We start from the raw sequence: 18306 nt of genomic DNA, 5'->3' as shown, positions 1-18306 counted from the left end.
GGTATCTGCAGGTATGAACTATCTCTCTGGATTTCAATGGAGGCTTGACGGATTACAGCCCCCCACTGAAAGCCCTTCCTAAGCACTCATTAGTACCAGAATGTTTTCATTACGAGTTACCTTTATCCCACAGAAGAGAGGTGAATCAGCCAACACCAGACGGCTCCGGTGAGCACGGGACCTGCCCCTCCCCTGGCAGGCGCTCGCCGGCGCACGGACGGTGTGGGATACAACACGCAATCATGGAACTGAAAAATCTCTTCACAGACGACGACGCGGTCTCGCCGGTCATCGGGGTTATCCTGATGGTCGCGATTACCGTGATTCTCGCAGCAGTGATCGGCGCATTCGTACTGAACATCGGTGGAAGTCAGGAAGCTGCACCGCAGGCGCAGTTCAGCTGGGCGAACGAATCAGCCGGCGTCCAGGCCACCCATCAGGGTGGTGACGACATCGACGCGACAACGCTCAGCGTGACTATCGACGGCAATGCTGGCGTTAACGCAACTCCGTTTGATGTCGGCAGTGACGACGTGTGGAGCGCAGGTGAAACCACCACGCTCACCGACAACACGCAGACCCCTGGGGATAAGATCAGCGTCGTGTGGGAAGCCTCCAGCGGCGACAAGTCGAACATCATCGCGGAGTACACGGTCTAACATGGATTTGAAGAAACTCTTCACGGACGAGGACGCAGTGTCACCTGTTATTGGGGTGATACTCATGGTTGCCATCACCGTGATTCTCGCAGCAGTTATCGGCGCGTTCGTGCTGAACATCGGTGGCTCGCAGGAAGCGGCTCCGCAGGCGAACCTCGCGTTCAGCTACGACGATGGCGGGGACGGTTGGAGCGACACCCAAACCGAGAACTTCACCATCACGCACGAGGGTGGTGACGACATCGACGCATCCGCGCTGACGGTGCGCTTCTCCAACCAAGCGAACACGTCAATGACCGACACCTGGAGTGCTGGACAGTCGAAAACGTTCGAGCTGAACAGCAGCACGTACTGGGGCGGCACCGAGCCGTCTGGGTATGCTTCCGGCGATAAAATCCAGGTCGTGTGGGAGTCCTCTAGCGGCGACAAGTCGAACATCATCGCGACCGGCCAGCTACCCTGACGCTTAGGTAGCATTCGGACGGTCCATTCTTTCACACTAATTCTTCGGATAGCGCTAGCTACTCCGATTGGATGTCGTTCTGCCGTTCTAAAAATGGATGTAGGAGACAGCGTTATGTGGCGAGAAAACCGCTTGCGGATATAACCGGTTAGCAGTTCGAGAATGGGACCTCGGTCGCTCGCTACGCTCGCAACCTGCTCCCATTTTCTTCCACTACACTCCGCTATCGCTCCGTTTCGTTGCAGAAAATGGGACCGCAGTCGCTCACTACGTTCGCGACTTGGACCATTTTGCTTCGCAAAAAGTGGGACCGCCGAGAATTGAACTCGGGTCCTACGGACCCCATCCGCAGAGGATACCACTACCCCACGGTCCCTGTATTCAGAACCATGCCCGTCTGCCGTTTAAGGGTGTCGTTTCGTCTGCACTGTGAGAGGTACAGGCACTCAGACGAGCACCCGCTCTAACTCGACGACGACACCGGTTTCGGCATCCACATCACCCACGAAGTGACCGAGACAGATGGCCGTCCCTTGCGGTGCGAAGCAGGCAACCAGAGCACCCTCCTCGGGCTCGCCCTCGACGTCGATGACGCCGGGGGCGTAGACGGGTGCGCCGTTGGCGACCTGCTCGGCGGCGTTCGGTGCGATGGTCACCGTCGGGAGATGCGTCAGCGCGCGCTCGGCGGGCTGGACGACCTCGCGGAGCCAGGAGTCGTCGTCCTCCTCGCGGTAGAACGCGAGGGCGTCCCAGAGGTCCTCCAGCGTCACGAGCGTCGCGTCGTCGAAGGGGTCGGTCGCGGTGCGCCGGAGGTGGCCCATGTGGGCGCCGGTGCCGGCCGCGAGGCCGATGTCGTGGCAGAGCTTGCGGATGTAGGTGCCGGCCTCGCACTCGACGCGGAGGAGGGCCTTGCGGTCCTCGATCTCGAGTACGTCGAGGTCGTACACCTCGCGCACGCGGAGGCGCCGCGAGACCGCGCTCTTGCGGGGCGGCTTCTGGTAGATCGGTGCCTCGAACTCGGCGACGGTGGCCGCGAGGTCGCCCGGGGCGGTCCCGTGGAGTTCGAGGACGCTGACGTACTCCTTCGAGCCCTCGAGGAACACCTGGGCCATGCGGGTGGCGTCGCCGAGCAGCATCGGCAGACAGCCCGTGACCTTCGGGTCGAGCGTGCCCGAGTGGGCGGCCTGCTCGACGCCGGCCTCGTCGCGGACCCACGCCGCGACCTGGTGGGCCGACGGGCCGGGCGGTTTGTCGAGGTTGACGACGCCGAACTCGAGGAGTTCCTCGGGCGTGCGGTCGTCTGGCGGTGCGCGCAGACTCATCTCAGAACTCGTAGTCGAACTCGGCGGGGTACTTGCCCTCGTCGAGGTCCCCGTCGTAGGCGTCGACGGCGCGGACGAGGATGTCGACGACCGTCTCGGCGTCCCAGCGGGCGGTGTTGACACAGAGGTCGTAGATGGAGCGGTCGCCGATGTCGATACCGTAGTACTCCTCGTAGCGCTTGGCCTCGCTGGCCTCGCGGGCCTGGGTCTCCTCGGCGGCGACCTCGGGCGACTTCTCCTCGCGGTCGGCGATGCGCTCGCCGCGGACCGAGAGCGGGGCGTCGAGCCAGAAGCGGAAGTCCGCGGCGTCGCCGGCCAGCCAGCCGGCGAGGCGGGATTCGAGGACGACCCCGTCGCGCTCGTGGGCGATCTCGCGGAGGCGTCGGTCGAGGTCGATGTCTATCTGCTCGTCCTCCTCGGCGAGCTTGTTGAACTCGAGGGGGGTCATGTCCCGCTCGGCGGCCAGCTCGCGGAAGATGTCGCCGCCCGAGATGTGCTCCAGGTCGAACGCGTCTGCCAGTCCGGCAGCTGTCGTGCTCTTCCCGGTGCCCGGCGGGCCGGAGACGGTGAGTAACATATCCATCCTCCGAGCGTGCCGGTAAAAGATATTGTGACTTCGGGCGGGCACGCGGTGGCGTGTCACGCCCAGTTGCGGTGGTTCGCGGTGTGGAACGGCCGCGGGCGAGGCCTACGTCGGCGTCGCGTCGAGGTCCAGCGTCTTCCGGATGAGCTGGGTGAAGCCCATCGAGCACAGGAAGTACCAGACGATCCACGCCGGCATCGGGCCGACGCCCTCCTGCCAGCCGTGTTCGCCGAAGATGGGCATCACCATGCCGCCCTCGATGGCCGTGTCGAGGTGGCCGTCGCGGATCATCCAGTACATCCAGAGGAACGCGGGGATGGTCAGGAGCATGATCCACGCCATCGGGCGGAAGTTCTCCTTCATCATCTCGCCCTGGTCGCCCAGTGCGTCCATCTTCTCCTCCTGGATCTTCTCGAGGGCGTCGTCGTCGCCGCGCTCCTTGGCGGCCTTCTCGCGCTCGTTGATGTTCTGCATCTTCTGCTGGATGCCCTTGACCTTGCTCTGGTCGACCATGTTCGCCTGCAGGAGCGTCGAGTACAGGCCGGTGAGCAGGGCGATCGCGAGGATGACCGCGTAGAACGGGAGCACGTTGTTCAGGGGCTGGAACACCACGTCGATGGTGCTGCCGACGACGCTCCGGATGGGGGTGAAGTAGTACCCGGCCATCATCGCGAGCGCGACCACGCCGGCGACCTTGTCCTCGGTCCGCCAGCTCGACCCGCTACTGGCATCGTCGAGGTCGACGCTACTGGAACTGACCGTGAGGTCGCCCTCGAGCGCCTTCTCGACCGCCTCGGGGTCGGCGATCTTGAACCCGTCGTCGCTGTCGACGAGCAGGTCGGTCTGGATGAGGCGGCCCCACCGGCCGCTGTCCACACCGTTCTTGTCCTTGACGTCCTTCCACTCGAGGGCCTTCTCGCCGTCGTCGCTCGCGTCCATGAGGACGGTGAGCGCCTCGGCCATCTCGGGGTTGTCCTCGATGAAGGAGGCCACTTTGTCCGCTGTCCACGCCATATGGATTGCTGTTAGAAACGAGTAGGTAAGAAGCTTTTACTCTGCGCGCGCGTCGATGGCGGCCTTCACGTCTTCCCAGACGGCGTCGGGGGCCTGGTTGCCGTCGATGGCGGCGAACTCGTCGCGGCCCTCGTAGAACTCGATGACGGGGACGGTGTTCTCCTCGAACACGTCGAGGCGGTTGGCGACGGCTTCCTCGGTGTCGTCGTCGCGCTGGTGGAGTTCGCCACCGCACTCGTCACAGACGCCCGCCTCCTCGGGCTGGTTGTACTTGACGTGGTAGTTCGTCCCGCACTCCGTGCAGACGCGGCGGCCGGTGAGGCGGTCGGTGAGTTCGTCGCGGTCCACGTCGAGGTGGAGGATGACGTCGAGGTCGGTCATCTCGGCGAGTTCCTCGGCCTGCTCGATGTTGCGCGGGTAGCCGTCGAGGACGTAGCCGTCGGCACTGGAGAGCGCCTCCTCGACGATGGCGTTGACGACCTCGTCGGGGACCAGGTCGCCCTGCTCCATGTACGCTCGCGGCGTGTCGTACTCCGTGTCCATGTCGCTGATGTCCATGTCCTTGTTCGAGCGCAGCGCGTCACCCGTGGTGACGTGCTCGACGCCGAACGTCTCGACGATGTGCTTGGACTGTGTGCCCTTGCCTGCCCCGGGTGCGCCGAGGATGAGGATATGCGGCTTGCTCATGTGCGGGGCATCACGGTGACGACGTAAAGAGTTAAAGAAACGAGCGAGCGCTGCCGGACCGGCGGCCGGTCCGGCGAACAGGTGGCAGGGAGTGTGTCGTGGGTCCCGTCGCGGGCGCCTGCCGGGCGTGTGGTGGCAGGGAGTGTGTCGGCAGGGTGAATGCCGGGAGTGTGTCGATGGTGGTCTGCCGACAGGCGGTCGTCGACGGGAGTGGGGGTCGGCCGTGGGGTGGGTGTGGCGCCTGTCTTACTGGTACTCCGTGATGGTCAGGGTGTAGCTGCCGGAGCCGGAGTACGAGTCCACGTCGATCTGCATGTCGGTGGAGTCGTCGGGGTTGTCGATGGTGATGGACTCCTGGCTGTCGGTGCTCGTCGAGGCGTAGTCGTAGTTCGACGGACTGGCGTTCGTCGTCGTCCCGGTGTTGATGTAGAGGTCGAAGTCGGCGTCGCTCGGCCCGTCGAGTTCGACGACGACCTGGCTCGGGTCGCTGTACTCCCACGCCCAGGTGTAGTCGTCGTAGTCCCAGTAGCCGTCGAGGGTGCCGCTGACGCTGCCGGAGGTGGAATCGCCGTCACCGCCGCCACCACCGCCGTCGCCGGACGGGTCGGTCGTGACCGCGGCGTAGGCGTCGACCTGGCCGCTGCCCTGCTCCTGGGAGGAGAGGCCGATGTCCTCGGCCGTGTTCTTCAGGTGGCTCCGGAGTTCGTTGTTGGCGAGGCTCGACCACTTCGCGAGGGTGAGCCCGGCCACGCCGGAGGTGACCGGCGTCGCCATCGAGGTACCCGAGAGCTTCTCGTAGCTCCCGCGGGTCTCGGTCGTCGTCGAGAGGACGTCCACGCCGGGGGCACAGAGCTCGACGCTGTCGCCGTACTGGCTGAAGCTCGCGAGGTTCTCGTTGTCGTCGACCGCGGAGATGGCCATACACTCGCTGTAGGCCGCCGGGTACGACACCGAGCCGGAGCCGTCGTTGCCCGCCGCACAGATGATGAGCGAGCCGTTGTTCTGCGCGTAGCTGACGGCGTTCTTCATGGTGTCCGTGTAGCCGCCGCCACCGAGGGACATGTTGATGACGTCCGCGCCCTGGTCTGCCGCCCACTGGACGGCGTCCGCGATGTCGCTGGTGGACCCGCTGCCGTTCTCGTCGAGGGCACGCCCGTTGATGAGCGAGGAGTTGCCCTGCCCGGCGACGCCGGTGCCGTTGTCGACGACGGCCGCGGCACACCCGGAGACGTGGGTGCCGTGGTACTCGTCGGACGGGACGTCCGGATACGGGTCGGAGTCGTTGTCGACGAAGTCCTTGCCGGGGTCGGACTTGAAGTTGCCCTGCAGGTCGGGGTGGTCGTACTGTGCGCCCGTGTCGACGATGGCGATGGTGACCGCGGAGTCACCGAACGTGGTGTCCCACGCCTGGTCGGACCCGACCTGCTGTGGGGCGTACTGCTGGTCGAACTTGGGGTCGCTCGGGGTCGCCGAGGTGCTGTGCGTCGTGTTCTTCTCGGCGTACTTCACGCCGTCTTGCTTCGTGACCGCCTCGATGAAGTTCTCGCGGGCCCTGTCGCTGGCCGTGCTCGGGAACTTCACCGAGACGTAGCCGAGTGTGTCGTTCTCGTGGACGATCTCGGCGTTGCCGGGGACCGCCTGTGCGACCGTCGCCCGTCGGTCGGCGACGCTCGCGGAGACACCGACGAGGACCTCGTCCTCCTTCGGACCCGGTTTGCGTCCCGGGGTCGCACTGGCGACGCCGCCGAGTGCGGCTGCACCTGCGACTGCGCCGGTTGCCTTCACGAACTGTCGCCGCCCGAACTGTGGGGTGTCATCATTTGGCATGAGACGAGATAGCGGTCCGCGAGATACTATTAAACAGTTACGAAACGGCTGCAACAAATGTCTAATTTCCGATGGCTATTTCCAATCGCTATAAAAATGTAACGCTGGTCTCGCGAGGACAGAACCTAGTTCTTATGATTCAGAGCGTTGGTTTTATCGAGTGAGTCCAGAAATCTCTCCGGGTCGGGCCAGCGCGCACCCCCCACTCGATTCCCGCTCGACGCCCGCTCGAAACCGCCATCGCTTTGGCCGGGAGCAAGATACTCTGGACCATGAACGAGCGGTTCAGACGGCTCCTGCCCGGCACCGAACCCCATCCCAGGCCCCGGGTGGGGGTGTTCGTGGACGGGCCGAACGTGCTCCGCGACGAGTTCGACGTCGACCTCGACGACGTGCGCGAGGCAGCACGCGTGGAGGGCGACCTCGTCGTGACGCGACTCTACCTCGACGAACACGCGACGCCGGGCCTCATCCAGGCCGCCGAGGCGCGGGGGTTCGAGGTCGTGGTGACCAGCGGCGACGTCGACGTGAAACTCGCCATCGACGCGACCGAGACGGCCGTGAGCGAGGCTATCGACACGCTCGCGGTCGTCTCCCGCGACACCGACTTCAAGCCCGTCCTCGAGACCGCGGGCCGCCACGGCGTCCGGACGATCGCCATCGCGCCCGGCGAGTACGGGCGCTCGGACGCGCTCCAGAACGCCGCGAACGACGCCACCGTCCTGTAGATTCGAGATGGCCGTCGCTGGGGTCGAGTGACGGCGACAGAAACGAGCAACGAGAGTGCGGTCGTCGGGGGAGACGACCGCGGCCGTGGTCGCTGACGGGGGTGAGGGAGCTTACTTGCCGAGTTCTTCGACCTCGACGGTGTAGCTGCCGGAGCCGGAGTAGGAGTCGACGAGGATGCCGATGCTCTGGCCGGCCTCGACGGCCTCGATGACGATCTGTTCGTTGCTGTCCTGCGTGATGGAGCGCCTGTCGTAGTCGTACGTGCTCGGGGTGCGCCCGTCGGTCGTCACGTACAGGTCGAAGTCGGCCCAGTCGCCGCCGGACAGGGTGACGGTGACCTGACACGGGTCGGCGAGGTCGAGGCCGTACGTGTAGGAGGCCGAGTCGTAGTAGCCGTAGAGGTAGCCCTCGGCGGAGCCGCCGGAGGAGGCGTCCCCGCAGGAGCCACCGCTGCTGGACTCGACGGTGATGGCGACCGAGTCCGAGGAGGTCGCGCCGTCGTCGTCGGTGACGGTGAGCGTCGCGGTGTAGTCGCCCGCGCTGCTGTAGGCGTGGGTGACGGTCGCACCCGTCGCGGTCGCGCCGTCGCCGAAGTCCCACTCGTAGGAACTGATGGACCCGTCGGAGTCGGAGGAGCCGGAGCCGTCGAAGGTGACGTCCTGGCCGACCGTCACGGTCGCCGAGGAGGCGCTGATGTCGACGGTCGGGGCCGTGTTGTCGTCGCCACCGCCACCACCGCCGCCACTGCCGACGAGGTTCGCGGCGTCGACGCGACCGGCACCCTGCTGGTCGGCGGACAGGCCGATGTCGACCGCGGTCTCCTTGAGCTTCGACCGGAGCTTGGTGTTCGACCAGTCGGGGTTCGCGGCGAGGCCGAGCGCGGCGACACCGGCGGCGGCCGGACAGGCCATGGAAGTGCCGGAGATCTGGTTGTACTTACCGCCGTAGGAACTCTTGTACTCGGTCCACGCCGAGAGGATGTCGACGCCGGGGGCGACGACGCCCTGCTTGCTGCCGTAGTTCGAGAAGCTCGCGAGGTCCTCGTTCTCGTCGACCGCACCCACGGCGATACACTCGTCGTAGGCGGCCGGGTACGAGACCGAGCTGGCGCCGTCGTTACCCGAGGCGCAGATGAGGGTGACGCCCGCGTTCGCGGCGTAGCTGACGGCGTTCTTCATGGTGTCCGTGTAGCCGCCGCCACCGAGGGACATGTTGACGATGTCTGCGCCCTGGTCTGCGGCCCACTTCACGGCGTCCGCGATGTCGGCGGTCGACCCGGAGCCTTCCTCGCTCAGCGCGCGACCCGAGAGCAGGGAGGCGTTCGAGATGCCCGCGATGCCCGTGCTGTTGTCGGTGGTTCCCGCACAGATGCCGGCGACGTGGGTGCCGTGGTACTCGCTCGACATCGAGTCCGGGTACGGGTCGGAGTCGGAGTCGACGAAGTCCTTGCCCTCGTTCGAGCCGAACTGGGCGGAGAGGTCGGGGTGGTCGTACATGACGCCCTGGTCGACGACCGCGATGGTGACGCCCTCGCCCGTGGCCGTGTCCCACGCGTCGGGAGCACGGACCTGCTGCGGTGCGTACTGCTGGTCGAACTTGGGGTCGTTCGGGGTCGCCAGCGCGTAGTGCGTCTTGTTCTCCTCGACGTACTTCACGCCCGATCTCTTCTTCATCGCCTCCGCGACGGCGGAGTTGGCCTGCGCCGACGCCTGGTCGGGGAGCCGGACCGCCATGTAGCCGAGGTCCGAGTTCTGGTGGACGACGCGTGCGTTGGCCGGGATGGCCTCCTCGACGCGTGCCTGTGCGGTCGACATGCTGGTCGACGCCGAGACACCGACGAGGAGTTCGTTCTCCTTCGGTCCGGGGTTCCGGCCCGGGGTCGCCGAGGTGATACCGGCGAGCGCGGCAGCACCAGCCGCTGCGCCCGTCGTCTTCAGGAACGTACGTCGTGCCCACGATTGACTGTTGTCGCCTGTCATGACACAGGCCACCAGATGTACCACCACTACTTATATTTTTACAAAATTGGCCTAAATTTATAGTAGACTGAGGCTAGTTCCGAGATATACTGGACAAAATTGTGTTCTGCTACAGATAGAAACGATACTGAAATCGCGGGCTGTTCTCCGGTATCCGGGGCTGCAGCGCCTCGCTTCGTGATTGTGAGGGACACCCACGGGACGTCCCGTCGTGTACGAGCAGCGATACTGCGACGAGCGAACGAAAGCAGGGAAGCCGGCAGTGGACAGATGGGTCGGCCCGCGGGCGTCGATAGGGCCCGGGCGACCCGTGTCTAGACCGGCGAGCCGGGACCGCAGGGCAGGGGTGCCTTACGTGCCGAGTTCCTCGACGGAGACGGTGTAGCTACCGGAGCCGGAGTACGAATCGACGAGGATGCCGAAGTCCTGCCCGGAACTCACGGTGTCGACGACGATCTGCTCGTTGCTGTCCTGCGTGATGGAGCGCACGTCGTAGTCCGAGGTCGAGGGCGTGCGCCCGTCGGTCGTCACGTACAGGTCGAAGTCGGCGCCAGCCGGCCCGTCGAGGGTCACCGTAATCTGGCACGGGTCGGCGAGCTCGGCGGTGTAGGTGTAGCTGTCGCCGTCCCAGTAGCCCGAGAGCGAGCCGTCCGCGGAGCCGCCGGACGTGGTGTCACCACAGGAGCCACCGCCGCTGCCGGACTCGACCGTCACGGTCACCGCGGCCGACGAGGTCGCGCCGTCGTCGTCGGTGACGGTCAGCGTGACCGTGTAGTCGCCCGCACTGCCGTAGGCGTGCGAGGCCGTCGCGCCGGTCGCGGTCGCACCGTCGCCGAAGTCCCACTCGTAGCTGGTGATGGAGCCGTCGGAGTCGCCCGAGCCGGAGCCGTCGAAGGAGACGGTCTCGTCGACCGAGACGGTGCGCGAGCCGCCCGCGATGTCGGCGACCGGGTCACTGTTCCCGTCGCCACCGCCGACGAGATTCGCCGCGTCGACCCGGCCGGCGCCCTGCTTATCTGAGGACAGGCCGATGTCGACGGCCGTGTTCTTCAACTTCGAGCGGAGTTCCGAGACCGAGAGGCCCGGGTCGGCGGCGAGGCCGAGTGCCGCGACGCCCGCCGCGGCGGGACAGGCCATCGACGTGCCGGAGATCTCGTTGTACTTGCCGCCGTAGGCGCTCTTGTACTCGGTCCACGCCGAGAGGATGTCCACGCCGGGAGCCGCGACGTCGATCTTGCTGCCGTAGTTCGAGAAGCTCGCGAGGTCCTCGTTCTCGTCGACCGCGGAGACCGCGACACACTCGTTGTACGCGGCAGGGTAGTCGACGGAGCCCTCGCCCGCGTTCCCGGCGGCACAGATGGGCAGCGCACCGTTGTCGACGGCGTAGCTGACGGCGTTCTTCATGGTGTCCGTGTAGCCGCCGCCACCGAGGGACATGTTGATGATGTCCGCGCCCTGGTCTGCGGCCCACTGGACCGCGTCGGCGATGTCCGCCGTCGAGCCGGAGCCCTCCTCGCTGAGGGCGCGCCCGGAGAGGAGCGTGGAGTTCGACATCCCGGCGATACCGGTGTCGTTGTCGATGGTGCCCGCACAGATGCCGGCGACGTGGGTGCCGTGGTACTCGTCGGCCATCGAGTCCGGGTACGGGTCCGAGTCGCTGTCGACGAAGTCCTGGCCCTCGTCGGCGCCGAAGCGGGCCGAGAGGTCGGGGTGGTCGTACATGACGCCCTGGTCGACGACCGCGATGGTCACGTCGGCACTCCCCGTCGTCGTGTCCCAGGCGCTCGGGGCACGGACCTGCTGGGGCGCGTACTGGCTGTCGAGCTTCGGGTCGTTCGGTGTCGCCATCGCGTAGTGCGTCGTGTTCTGCTCGACGTACTTCACGTGGGACTTCGACTCCAGCGTGGCCTTCACCGAGGCCATCGTCGAGGGCCCGTCGCGCTCTGCGACCGCGACCGCCATGTAGCCGAGGTCACGGTTCTCGTGGACGACGTTCGCGTTGGCCGGGAGGTCGTTCGTGACGGCCGCCTTCGCGTCGGCGACGCTCGCGCTCGCGGAGACCCCGACGAGCAGTTCGTTCTCCTTCGGGCCGGGCGACCGGCCGGGGGTCGCCGCGGCCAGTCCGGGGACTGCCGCCGCGCCTGCGGCGAGACCGGTTGCTTGGAGGAAGGTACGTCGGCTTGGGGACGGCTGGTTGCTATCGTCTGCCATGCCATCTGCATCGAATGGTGATTACCACTTATATTTTGCCAATCTGGGCGCTAAACCAAATGTAACAGACACTAGTTTTCAGAACAGATGATGTAGAAAATCGTCGGTGGCGCAGTGGCGCGCGCAGTCGGTCCCGGTGCGCGAGCCGACGGCAGGAACAGGTTTTTGACTCGCGCTCGCGCACGCACGACCAGCAAGATGACCGAACTCGATACGCCGGTGCTCGACAACCACCTGCACCTCGACCCGGCACACGGGCGTGGCATCGAGGCCGTGAAGGACTTCGCACGCGTCGGCGGCACCCACCTCCTCGTGGTGAACAAGCCGTCGTGGTACCTCGGCGACCTCCCCGGCGAGCGCGCCGACTTCCGGCACGTCTTCGAGACCACCATCGACGTGGTCGAGGACGCCACCGCCGAACTCCCCGGGCGCGCCTGGCCGGTCCTCGGCGTCCACCCCGCCCTCGTCTCCCAGCTGGTCGACGCCGGCCACTCTCCCGGGGCAGCCCGCGACATCATGCAGGCCGGCCTCGACCTCGCCGCCGAGTACGTCGACGACGGGATGGCCCTCGCGCTCAAGTCCGGGCGCCCGCACTACGACGTGTCCGACGCGGTCTGGGAGGCCTCGAACGAGGTGATGCGCCACGCCTTCCGACTCGGCGCGCGCGAGAAGTGCGCCGTCCAGCTCCACACCGAGGGTACCGACGACCTCTCTGAGGTCGCCGAGTGGGCCGAGGAGGCCGGCCTCGACCGCACGCACGTGGTGAAGCACTACTCGGGCGGGACGCTCGCCGGCCCGGTCCCGAGCGTGATGAGCGAGAAGGACCGCCTCGAGGTCGCCGCCGAACGCGACGACCCCTTCCTGATGGAGACCGACTTCGTCGACGACCCCGACCGCCCGGGCGCGGTCCTGGGCCCGAAGACCGTCCCGCGGCGCGTCCGCTGGCTGCTGGACGAGGGCCACGACGAGGCGGTTCGTCGCGCGCACGTCGAGACCCCCGCGATGGTCTACGATATCGACACCGAAGCGACGCTCTGACGGTCCGGCCACCCCGTTCGTCGCCGGCGAGACGGATGTGCACCGTCCCCACGGGGGCCAGGTAGAGAAAGGCATTTGACTACGCCGGGGTAGGTTGACGTATGAGCACGCCCCCGACCGAGTACTACTCGGCCGAACGTTGGCAGAACTGGGTGGACCGCATCCGCGACGAAGAGATCGACGCCGAGGACGAGGACTCCATGCGCGTCTTCGACCTCATGCAGGACGACGCCGCCATCGCCGCCGCGAAGATCGTCTCCAGCTACGACGACGGCGAACTCGACGAGGACGAGGCGTCCGAGAAGATCAACGAGATCGGCGACATCGTCTTCTCCGAGCCCGACTTCGACGACGAGGACAAGGTCTTCCTCGTCGGGTCGGTCCAGGAGAGCCTGAGCATCGTCCTCCACTCCTGCATGGAGTACATCCACGCCGGCGCCGCCGAGGAGGCGACCATCGAGGACTACGTCGCGGCCGCCGCCGACGCCGAGGAGGAAGAGGACATCGAGAGCGCCCGCGGCTTCCTCGTGAAGGCCGGGACCCTCATCATCGACGGCCAGAACCTCTCGCCGGAACTCGGCAAGGACCTCGAGTACGGCCCCGTCGCCGAGTGGCTCAACGGCCTCGCCAGCCTCCAGTCTGCCATGGAGGACCCCGAAGTCGTCGAGGAAGACGACGAGTAGTGCGGATTTGGCAACAAGGTCTTTAGTCTCACACTGGATAGGAGTCACAAATGGATAGCTGCGGGGACGAGCGCGCCGTGACCGTGCAGGTAGGCGCAGTCATCCTTCTCGCGTTCGTCGTCATCGCCATCGCGACCTACCAGGCCCAGGTCGTCCCCCAGCAGAACTCGCAGGTCGAGTACAACCACAACCAGCAGGTCCAGCAACAGCTCCAGGAGGTCCGTAACAGCATCGTCACGGCGGCAACGACGGGGAGCTCGCCGCCACAGACGGTGAGTCTCGGCACGACCTATCCCTCCCGGACCATCTTCGTGAATCCATCACAACCATCCGGGTCCTTGCGGACGGTGGGAACACAGAACGCTAGTATCAACGTCTCCGTCGCGAACGCCAGTGCGGTCGACGGGGACATCGACGACTACTGGGACGGCACGGCCCGGAACTTCTCGACGGGCGCGCTCGTCTACCGTCCGAACTACAACGTCTACCAGAACGGGCCGACGACGGTGTACGAGAACACGATGCTGTACAACGTCTACCGGTCGGCGAACATCACTGTCACCGGGCAGACCATGGTCGACGGCAAGGAGATCTCGCTGATCACCCTCGGTGGCGAGTTGCAGGCGAACTCCGGTGGGAGCAGGACCGTCGACGTCTCCAGCCTGAGCACCTCCTCGAACACCATCGCGGTGACCAACCAGACCGGGTCGAACCTCACGATAACCATCCCCACGTACCTCAACGAGAGCCAGTGGCGTGACGCGATGGAAGACGAGGTTGATGGGGCCGGTAACAGCTCCAACGACGCGTACATCCACGCCGTCACATACCAGCCGGTGCCCGGCCAGCAGTTCAACCTCGTCACGCTGGAGTTCGAACGAGACACCACGTACGAACTCAAGATGGCACGCGTCGGTGTCGGGGAGACGAACGGCGCCGACAAGACGAACGCGACGTACCTCACCGTGGTCGGTGACCCGCGGATTGGTGAGGGTGAGACGGACACGGTGACGTTCGAGGTCCGCGACCAGTACAACAACCCCGTGAGTGGTGTCACGGTGAATGCGAGTGCGTCGCGTGGTACCATCACCAGTTCGAACCCGCAGACGACCGGGCCGGACGGCAAAGTCTCGTTCTCCTACCAGGCACCGGGTGACGTGGACGGCACCGACAACACGGACACCGTCGACGCGAGTTTCACGGTGAACACCTCGACGACGAGCATCAACGCGAGCAAACCCGAGAACGTCTCCGCGACCGTGGAGATACGCAATCTCGACGGCAGTGGTGGCGGTGGCGCAGGCAACTACGACATGATGTGGGACTTCGACTACATCGAGACCCAGAACACGTACACGACGTGCTATGCCGCCAACGAGACCTGCGTCTACAATATCAGCCAGACGAGTTCCGACAACCTCGACATGCGTGTCAACACGACGCCGTCGACCTCCGAGGTGTTCGTCGACTTCGGCCACAACGACAGCACCATCGTGAAGGCTTTCAACCCGTCCGAGGGTGCGACCGACGGGAGCGGCAACCGCACGACCACGCTGTCGTTCGAGAACGGCGACCCGACGGGGACGCTTCGGCTGCTCGCCTCGGCGGTCGAGGACCCCGAGACGATGACGCTGAAGGTCATCGGGGGCGGCGGTGGTGGTGGGAACAATGCGCCGACGGCAGCCGCCGGTGGTCCGTACTCAGTGGACGAAGGCAGTACTGTCACTCTCAACGGCAGTGGGAGCAGTGACAGCGACGGGACGATAGCCACCTACGACTGGGAGGTCATCAGCGGTTCCGGGAGCATCACGGATGCCGATAACACGACCCCGAACGCGACCTACAATGCCCCCGCCAACGTCGGTGCAGATACGGATATGACGGTTCAGTTAACGGTCACCGACGACCAGGGTGCGACGAGCACGGACACCGCGACGGTGACGGTTCGGGACACGGGGAGTGCCGATACCACGCCGCCGAATATCCAGAATTTCAGTGGTCTCATCGCCGACTCGAAGGCGAACCCGGACTACGTAGAGATTGGGACGTTGGACATCAACGACGGAAATACGGGTCTGAGTGAGGTAACCGTCACCGTGTCCGACAGCGATGGGAACCAGATTGGATCGAGACAGTTCACCGGTCTAGGGGGCCAGAACAGTTTCAGCAGAAACAACCTGCGTATCGACCTGACCAGTGACGTGGGGAACAACGAGGTTCTAACGGTTACGGTGACCGCCACCGATCAGGCAGGGAACACTGCGACTCAATCGAAGACGGTCACCACCCAAAACAATCCGATGATTCTCAGCTATCCTCACAATGAGAGAGGGGCCGCCGTACAGTCTTCAAGACAGGTCGACCGTTCCGGTGAAATTGTCGCTCGTGTCTTGAACCGCTGATGCTGAACGCACCGTGTTCCGAACTTTAGAGAGCGATTTCGACCACCTCTACACCGTAATATTTCTTCTTGACCTGTTCTATCCTCGAAAAATCGGCAATAAGCGTTATTTGCATGAATAATAAAGCAACCACTAATGGCGCAGCCCTGGAGCGAGCGTGCCGTCACGGTGCAGGTCGGCGCGGTCATCCTCCTCGCGTTCATCGTCATCTCGCTGTCGATGTACCAGGCGGAGGTGGTACCCGACCAGAACGCGGAGGTCGAGTACAACCACAATCAGGAGGTGCAACAGCAGCTCCAGGAGGTTCGCAACGGTCTCGTCACCGCAGCAAAGACCGGTGACGAGGGGGCCGAAACGGTGCGGCTCGGGACGACCTACCCATCCCGGACGCTCTTCGTGAACCCCCCGCCGCCGTCCGGATCGTTCCGTACGGTGGGAACCCGCAACGCGAGCATCAACGTCTCCATCGAAAATGGGACTGCACTCGCTGACGACATCGACGACTACTGGGATGGGAGCGCCCACAACCTCTCGACGGGTGCGCTTGTCTATCGGCCGACGTACCACGTCTACCAGAACGGGCCGACGACGGTGTACGAGAACACCCTGCTGTACAACGTCTATCGGTCGGCCAATATCACGGTCGCCGGCCAGGGCATGGTCGATGGCAGGGAGATAACGCTCGTCGCCCTCGGTGGCGAACTGGAGGCGAACGCCGGCGGGACGACGACGGTCGACGTAGCCAGCCTGAGCGCCTCCTCGAACACCATCGCGGTGACCAACGAAACCGGGTCGAACCTGACACTCACTATTCCGACGTACCTCAACGAGACGCAGTGGCGCGACGCGATGGGCGCCGAAATCGACGGGACCGGGAACGCCGGAAACGACGCTTACGTCCACGGCGTCACGTACCAGTCGGTCTCTGGACAGCAGTTCAACCTCGTCACGCTGGAGTTCGAACAGTCCGTCACCTACGAACTCGATCTGGCCCGGGTCGGTGTCGGCGAGACGGAGGGCATCGACGAACCGAACGCCACGTATCTGACCACGATACAGGGTGACGGCGCCACCGTCGCCGAGGGGCAGAACCAGTCGCTCGTCCTCGAGGTCAGGGACCAGTACAACAACCCGGTCGGCGGCGAGTCCGTCAACGTGAGTGCCGACCGGGGGACCGTCACCCCAGCCGCCGCGGAGACCGGGACCGATGGCAGGGTCACGGTCACGTACCAGGCCCCGAGCGTCAGCGGCACCGGGAACACCGACACCATCAACGCCAGTTTCGACTCGGCCGTCGGTAGCGGCGTCGACGAGAACGCCCCGGAGAACGTCTCGTTCACCGTCCAGATAGCCAACACCGACGGAAGTGGAACCGGTGGTGGCGGAGGTGGTGGGAGCGCATACACGATCAACTGGAACGACCCAGACGGCGACAACCCCAGTGGTCCGCTAACGAATTGCGACGACGTCTCCTGTGAGTGGAACGTCTCCGCGGACTCGGACGACCAACTCGACCTCAGCGCGGGCCTGAACGTCAGTATCGACGGCTTCACGGTCGAGTTCGGTGTGAACGACACCGGCGTCGGCACGGTCTCACCAAGTTCGGACTCGACGGACGGGTCCGGGACTGCGCAGACGACGCTGACCGCGGCCGCCAACGGGACCGTCGGCGTCTACGCTGCGAGCGGCGGTTCGAGCGACCGGCTACTCGTCGAGGTGACGAACGTGGGAGCCGGTGGAGGCGGTGGGACGGATTCACCACCGTCTGCGGATTTCAGCTATAGTCCCACGTCTCCGCGGACAGCCGAGAGCATCACGTTCGACGCCTCAGTTTCGAGTGACGACAACGGCATCACCAGTTACGAGTGGGACATCGACGACGATGGCAACTACGAGAAGAGTGGACAGACAACCACCCACAGCTACGGTGACAACGGTCAAAAGCAGGTCACACTACGTGTGACGGACGGCGCGGGGCAGACCGACACTATCGCCAAGACTGTCACGGTCACCAACCGTCCGCCGTCGGCAGCCTTCGACTGGGACTGCACGGGGACGACCTGCTCGTTCGATGGACGCGGCTCGTCCGATGTGGATGGCTCGATAGCGTCGTACTCGTGGGACTTCGGCGATGGTGGGAGTGACCCCGGACAGACGACGAGTCACACGTACACGCCGCCAGGGACCTACTCGGTGACCCTGACCGTGACCGACGACGACGGGGATACGAGCAGCATCACGAAGGAAATCCACACTGGCGGTGGTATCTCGTACGGACAGACTGACACGTGGTTATCGAGTAACTCCGACATCCAACAGGAGTTCCAGAGCACTCGGAACGACGATGTCACAATCATCGCCGTGAAGGTAAACGAAACGTCGAACCAGGTGGACCTGCTCAATGGCGATAACACCGCGTATGCCGAGGTCGAAATCTACAATTCCTCGGGGCTGGTCGGCGGTGCCGACACCACCGGTGGTTACGTGCTTCCGGCGAACATGAGCCTCGAATCCGATGGACAGTCTGCGCCGCTTCCATCGGGGGCACAACAGACGCTGTACCTGACCGAGTTCTTCAACGAGCGTGGGAGCAGCGGAAGCTACCAACGCGTGGATATGACGGGGAGACAGGTCACGATTACCATCTACTTCCGTGTCGACGATGTGGTCTACGGGGTTACTCAGACGGTGACAGTTCAGTAGCGGACG

Annotated in this window: 14 protein-coding genes and 1 tRNA gene; 7 read left to right on the top strand and 8 right to left on the bottom strand. The window is 64.9% G+C overall.

Annotation, left to right across the window (positions count from 1 at the left end):
• Positions 1 to 242 precede the first annotated feature (242 nt).
• Complete coding sequence (locus tag NOV86_RS06195) at positions 243 to 659, top strand: type IV pilin domain-containing protein (RefSeq protein ID WP_267640436.1); 417 nt, start codon at positions 243 to 245, stop codon at positions 657 to 659.
• Position 660: 1 nt separating this feature from the next.
• Positions 661 to 1122 (top strand): type IV pilin domain-containing protein, encoded by a 462-nt coding sequence (locus NOV86_RS06190; protein WP_267640435.1) that lies wholly within the window; start codon positions 661 to 663, stop codon positions 1120 to 1122.
• A gap of 305 nt (positions 1123 to 1427) precedes the next feature.
• On the opposite strand, the gene NOV86_RS06185 is transcribed toward NOV86_RS06190, so the two are convergent.
• The 6 genes from NOV86_RS06185 to NOV86_RS06160 all read right to left on the bottom strand — a co-directional run bounded on the left by NOV86_RS06185 (position 1428) and on the right by NOV86_RS06160 (position 6555).
• Positions 1428 to 1498: transfer RNA gene (locus NOV86_RS06185), tRNA-Pro, on the bottom strand.
• Between the two features lie 70 nt (positions 1499 to 1568).
• Positions 1569 to 2444: an RNA-guided pseudouridylation complex pseudouridine synthase subunit Cbf5 gene (locus tag NOV86_RS06180; RefSeq protein ID WP_267640433.1), complete on the bottom strand. Its 876-nt coding sequence runs from the start codon at positions 2442 to 2444 to the stop codon at positions 1569 to 1571.
• A gap of 1 nt (position 2445) precedes the next feature.
• Positions 2446 to 3021 (bottom strand): (d)CMP kinase, encoded by a 576-nt coding sequence (gene cmk / locus NOV86_RS06175; RefSeq protein WP_267640432.1) that lies wholly within the window; start codon positions 3019 to 3021, stop codon positions 2446 to 2448.
• A gap of 111 nt (positions 3022 to 3132) precedes the next feature.
• Positions 3133 to 4041, bottom strand: coding sequence for a DUF106 domain-containing protein (locus NOV86_RS06170; protein ID WP_267640431.1), 909 nt, complete (start codon positions 4039 to 4041; stop codon positions 3133 to 3135).
• A gap of 36 nt (positions 4042 to 4077) precedes the next feature.
• Positions 4078 to 4728 carry an adenylate kinase gene (locus tag NOV86_RS06165; RefSeq protein WP_267640429.1) on the bottom strand — a complete coding sequence of 217 codons (651 nt, stop codon included), beginning with the start codon at positions 4726 to 4728 and terminating at the stop codon, positions 4078 to 4080.
• A gap of 246 nt (positions 4729 to 4974) precedes the next feature.
• Entirely contained in the window at positions 4975 to 6555 is a 1581-nt protein-coding gene (locus tag NOV86_RS06160) for a S8 family serine peptidase (protein WP_267640427.1), read from the bottom strand.
• Positions 6556 to 6827: 272 nt separating this feature from the next.
• Between NOV86_RS06160 and NOV86_RS06155 the strand changes: the two genes are divergently transcribed.
• On the top strand, positions 6828 to 7283 hold the full coding sequence (locus NOV86_RS06155; RefSeq protein WP_267640426.1) for an NYN domain-containing protein: 456 nt from the start codon (positions 6828 to 6830) through the stop codon (positions 7281 to 7283).
• Positions 7284 to 7394: 111 nt separating this feature from the next.
• On the opposite strand, the gene NOV86_RS06150 is transcribed toward NOV86_RS06155, so the two are convergent.
• Together NOV86_RS06150 and NOV86_RS06145 are read right to left on the bottom strand one after the other, a co-directional pair.
• Positions 7395 to 9263 (bottom strand): S8 family serine peptidase, encoded by a 1869-nt coding sequence (locus NOV86_RS06150; RefSeq protein ID WP_267640424.1) that lies wholly within the window; start codon positions 9261 to 9263, stop codon positions 7395 to 7397.
• Between the two features lie 351 nt (positions 9264 to 9614).
• Positions 9615 to 11474 carry a S8 family serine peptidase gene (locus NOV86_RS06145; RefSeq protein ID WP_267640423.1) on the bottom strand — a complete coding sequence of 620 codons (1860 nt, stop codon included), beginning with the start codon at positions 11472 to 11474 and terminating at the stop codon, positions 9615 to 9617.
• A 198-nt stretch (positions 11475 to 11672) separates the two neighbouring features.
• Between NOV86_RS06145 and NOV86_RS06140 the strand changes: the two genes are divergently transcribed.
• From NOV86_RS06140 to NOV86_RS06125, 4 genes are all read left to right on the top strand, one after another.
• A complete protein-coding gene (locus NOV86_RS06140; protein ID WP_267640422.1) occupies positions 11673 to 12512 on the top strand; it encodes a TatD family hydrolase in 840 nt (279 codons plus the stop codon).
• Between the two features lie 101 nt (positions 12513 to 12613).
• A complete protein-coding gene (locus NOV86_RS06135) occupies positions 12614 to 13195 on the top strand; it encodes a DUF2150 family protein (protein ID WP_267640420.1) in 582 nt (193 codons plus the stop codon).
• 50 nt (positions 13196 to 13245) lie between these two features.
• A complete protein-coding gene (locus NOV86_RS06130; RefSeq protein WP_267640419.1) occupies positions 13246 to 15597 on the top strand; it encodes an Ig-like domain-containing protein in 2352 nt (783 codons plus the stop codon).
• Positions 15598 to 15732: 135 nt separating this feature from the next.
• Positions 15733 to 18300: a PKD domain-containing protein gene (locus NOV86_RS06125; RefSeq protein WP_267640417.1), complete on the top strand. Its 2568-nt coding sequence runs from the start codon at positions 15733 to 15735 to the stop codon at positions 18298 to 18300.
• The last annotated feature ends 6 nt before the right edge of the window (positions 18301 to 18306 follow it).

This window comes from Haloarchaeobius amylolyticus (genome assembly GCF_026616195.1).
In the GTDB taxonomy this organism is placed as follows: Archaea; Halobacteriota; Halobacteria; order Halobacteriales; family Natrialbaceae; genus Haloarchaeobius; species Haloarchaeobius amylolyticus.
Note: the sequence above shows the minus strand (reverse complement) of the source record. Positions and strands in the feature narration are given on the sequence as shown.

What these genes read in the sequence shown, in the direction of transcription:
- NOV86_RS06195 (WP_267640436.1), top strand. Translation starts at nt 243, where the DNA reads ATGGAACTGAAAAATCTCTTCACAGACGACGACGCGGTCTCGCCGGTC.
- NOV86_RS06190 (WP_267640435.1), top strand. Translation starts at nt 661, where the DNA reads ATGGATTTGAAGAAACTCTTCACGGACGAGGACGCAGTGTCACCTGTT.
- NOV86_RS06180 (WP_267640433.1), bottom strand. Translation starts at nt 2,444, where the DNA reads ATGAGTCTGCGCGCACCGCCAGACGACCGCACGCCCGAGGAACTCCTC.
- cmk (WP_267640432.1), bottom strand. Translation starts at nt 3,021, where the DNA reads ATGTTACTCACCGTCTCCGGCCCGCCGGGCACCGGGAAGAGCACGACA.
- NOV86_RS06170 (WP_267640431.1), bottom strand. Translation starts at nt 4,041, where the DNA reads ATGGCGTGGACAGCGGACAAAGTGGCCTCCTTCATCGAGGACAACCCC.
- NOV86_RS06165 (WP_267640429.1), bottom strand. Translation starts at nt 4,728, where the DNA reads ATGAGCAAGCCGCATATCCTCATCCTCGGCGCACCCGGGGCAGGCAAG.
- NOV86_RS06160 (WP_267640427.1), bottom strand. Translation starts at nt 6,555, where the DNA reads ATGCCAAATGATGACACCCCACAGTTCGGGCGGCGACAGTTCGTGAAG.
- NOV86_RS06155 (WP_267640426.1), top strand. Translation starts at nt 6,828, where the DNA reads ATGAACGAGCGGTTCAGACGGCTCCTGCCCGGCACCGAACCCCATCCC.
- NOV86_RS06150 (WP_267640424.1), bottom strand. Translation starts at nt 9,263, where the DNA reads ATGACAGGCGACAACAGTCAATCGTGGGCACGACGTACGTTCCTGAAG.
- NOV86_RS06145 (WP_267640423.1), bottom strand. Translation starts at nt 11,474, where the DNA reads ATGGCAGACGATAGCAACCAGCCGTCCCCAAGCCGACGTACCTTCCTC.
- NOV86_RS06140 (WP_267640422.1), top strand. Translation starts at nt 11,673, where the DNA reads ATGACCGAACTCGATACGCCGGTGCTCGACAACCACCTGCACCTCGAC.
- NOV86_RS06135 (WP_267640420.1), top strand. Translation starts at nt 12,614, where the DNA reads ATGAGCACGCCCCCGACCGAGTACTACTCGGCCGAACGTTGGCAGAAC.
- NOV86_RS06130 (WP_267640419.1), top strand. Translation starts at nt 13,246, where the DNA reads ATGGATAGCTGCGGGGACGAGCGCGCCGTGACCGTGCAGGTAGGCGCA.
- NOV86_RS06125 (WP_267640417.1), top strand. Translation starts at nt 15,733, where the DNA reads ATGGCGCAGCCCTGGAGCGAGCGTGCCGTCACGGTGCAGGTCGGCGCG.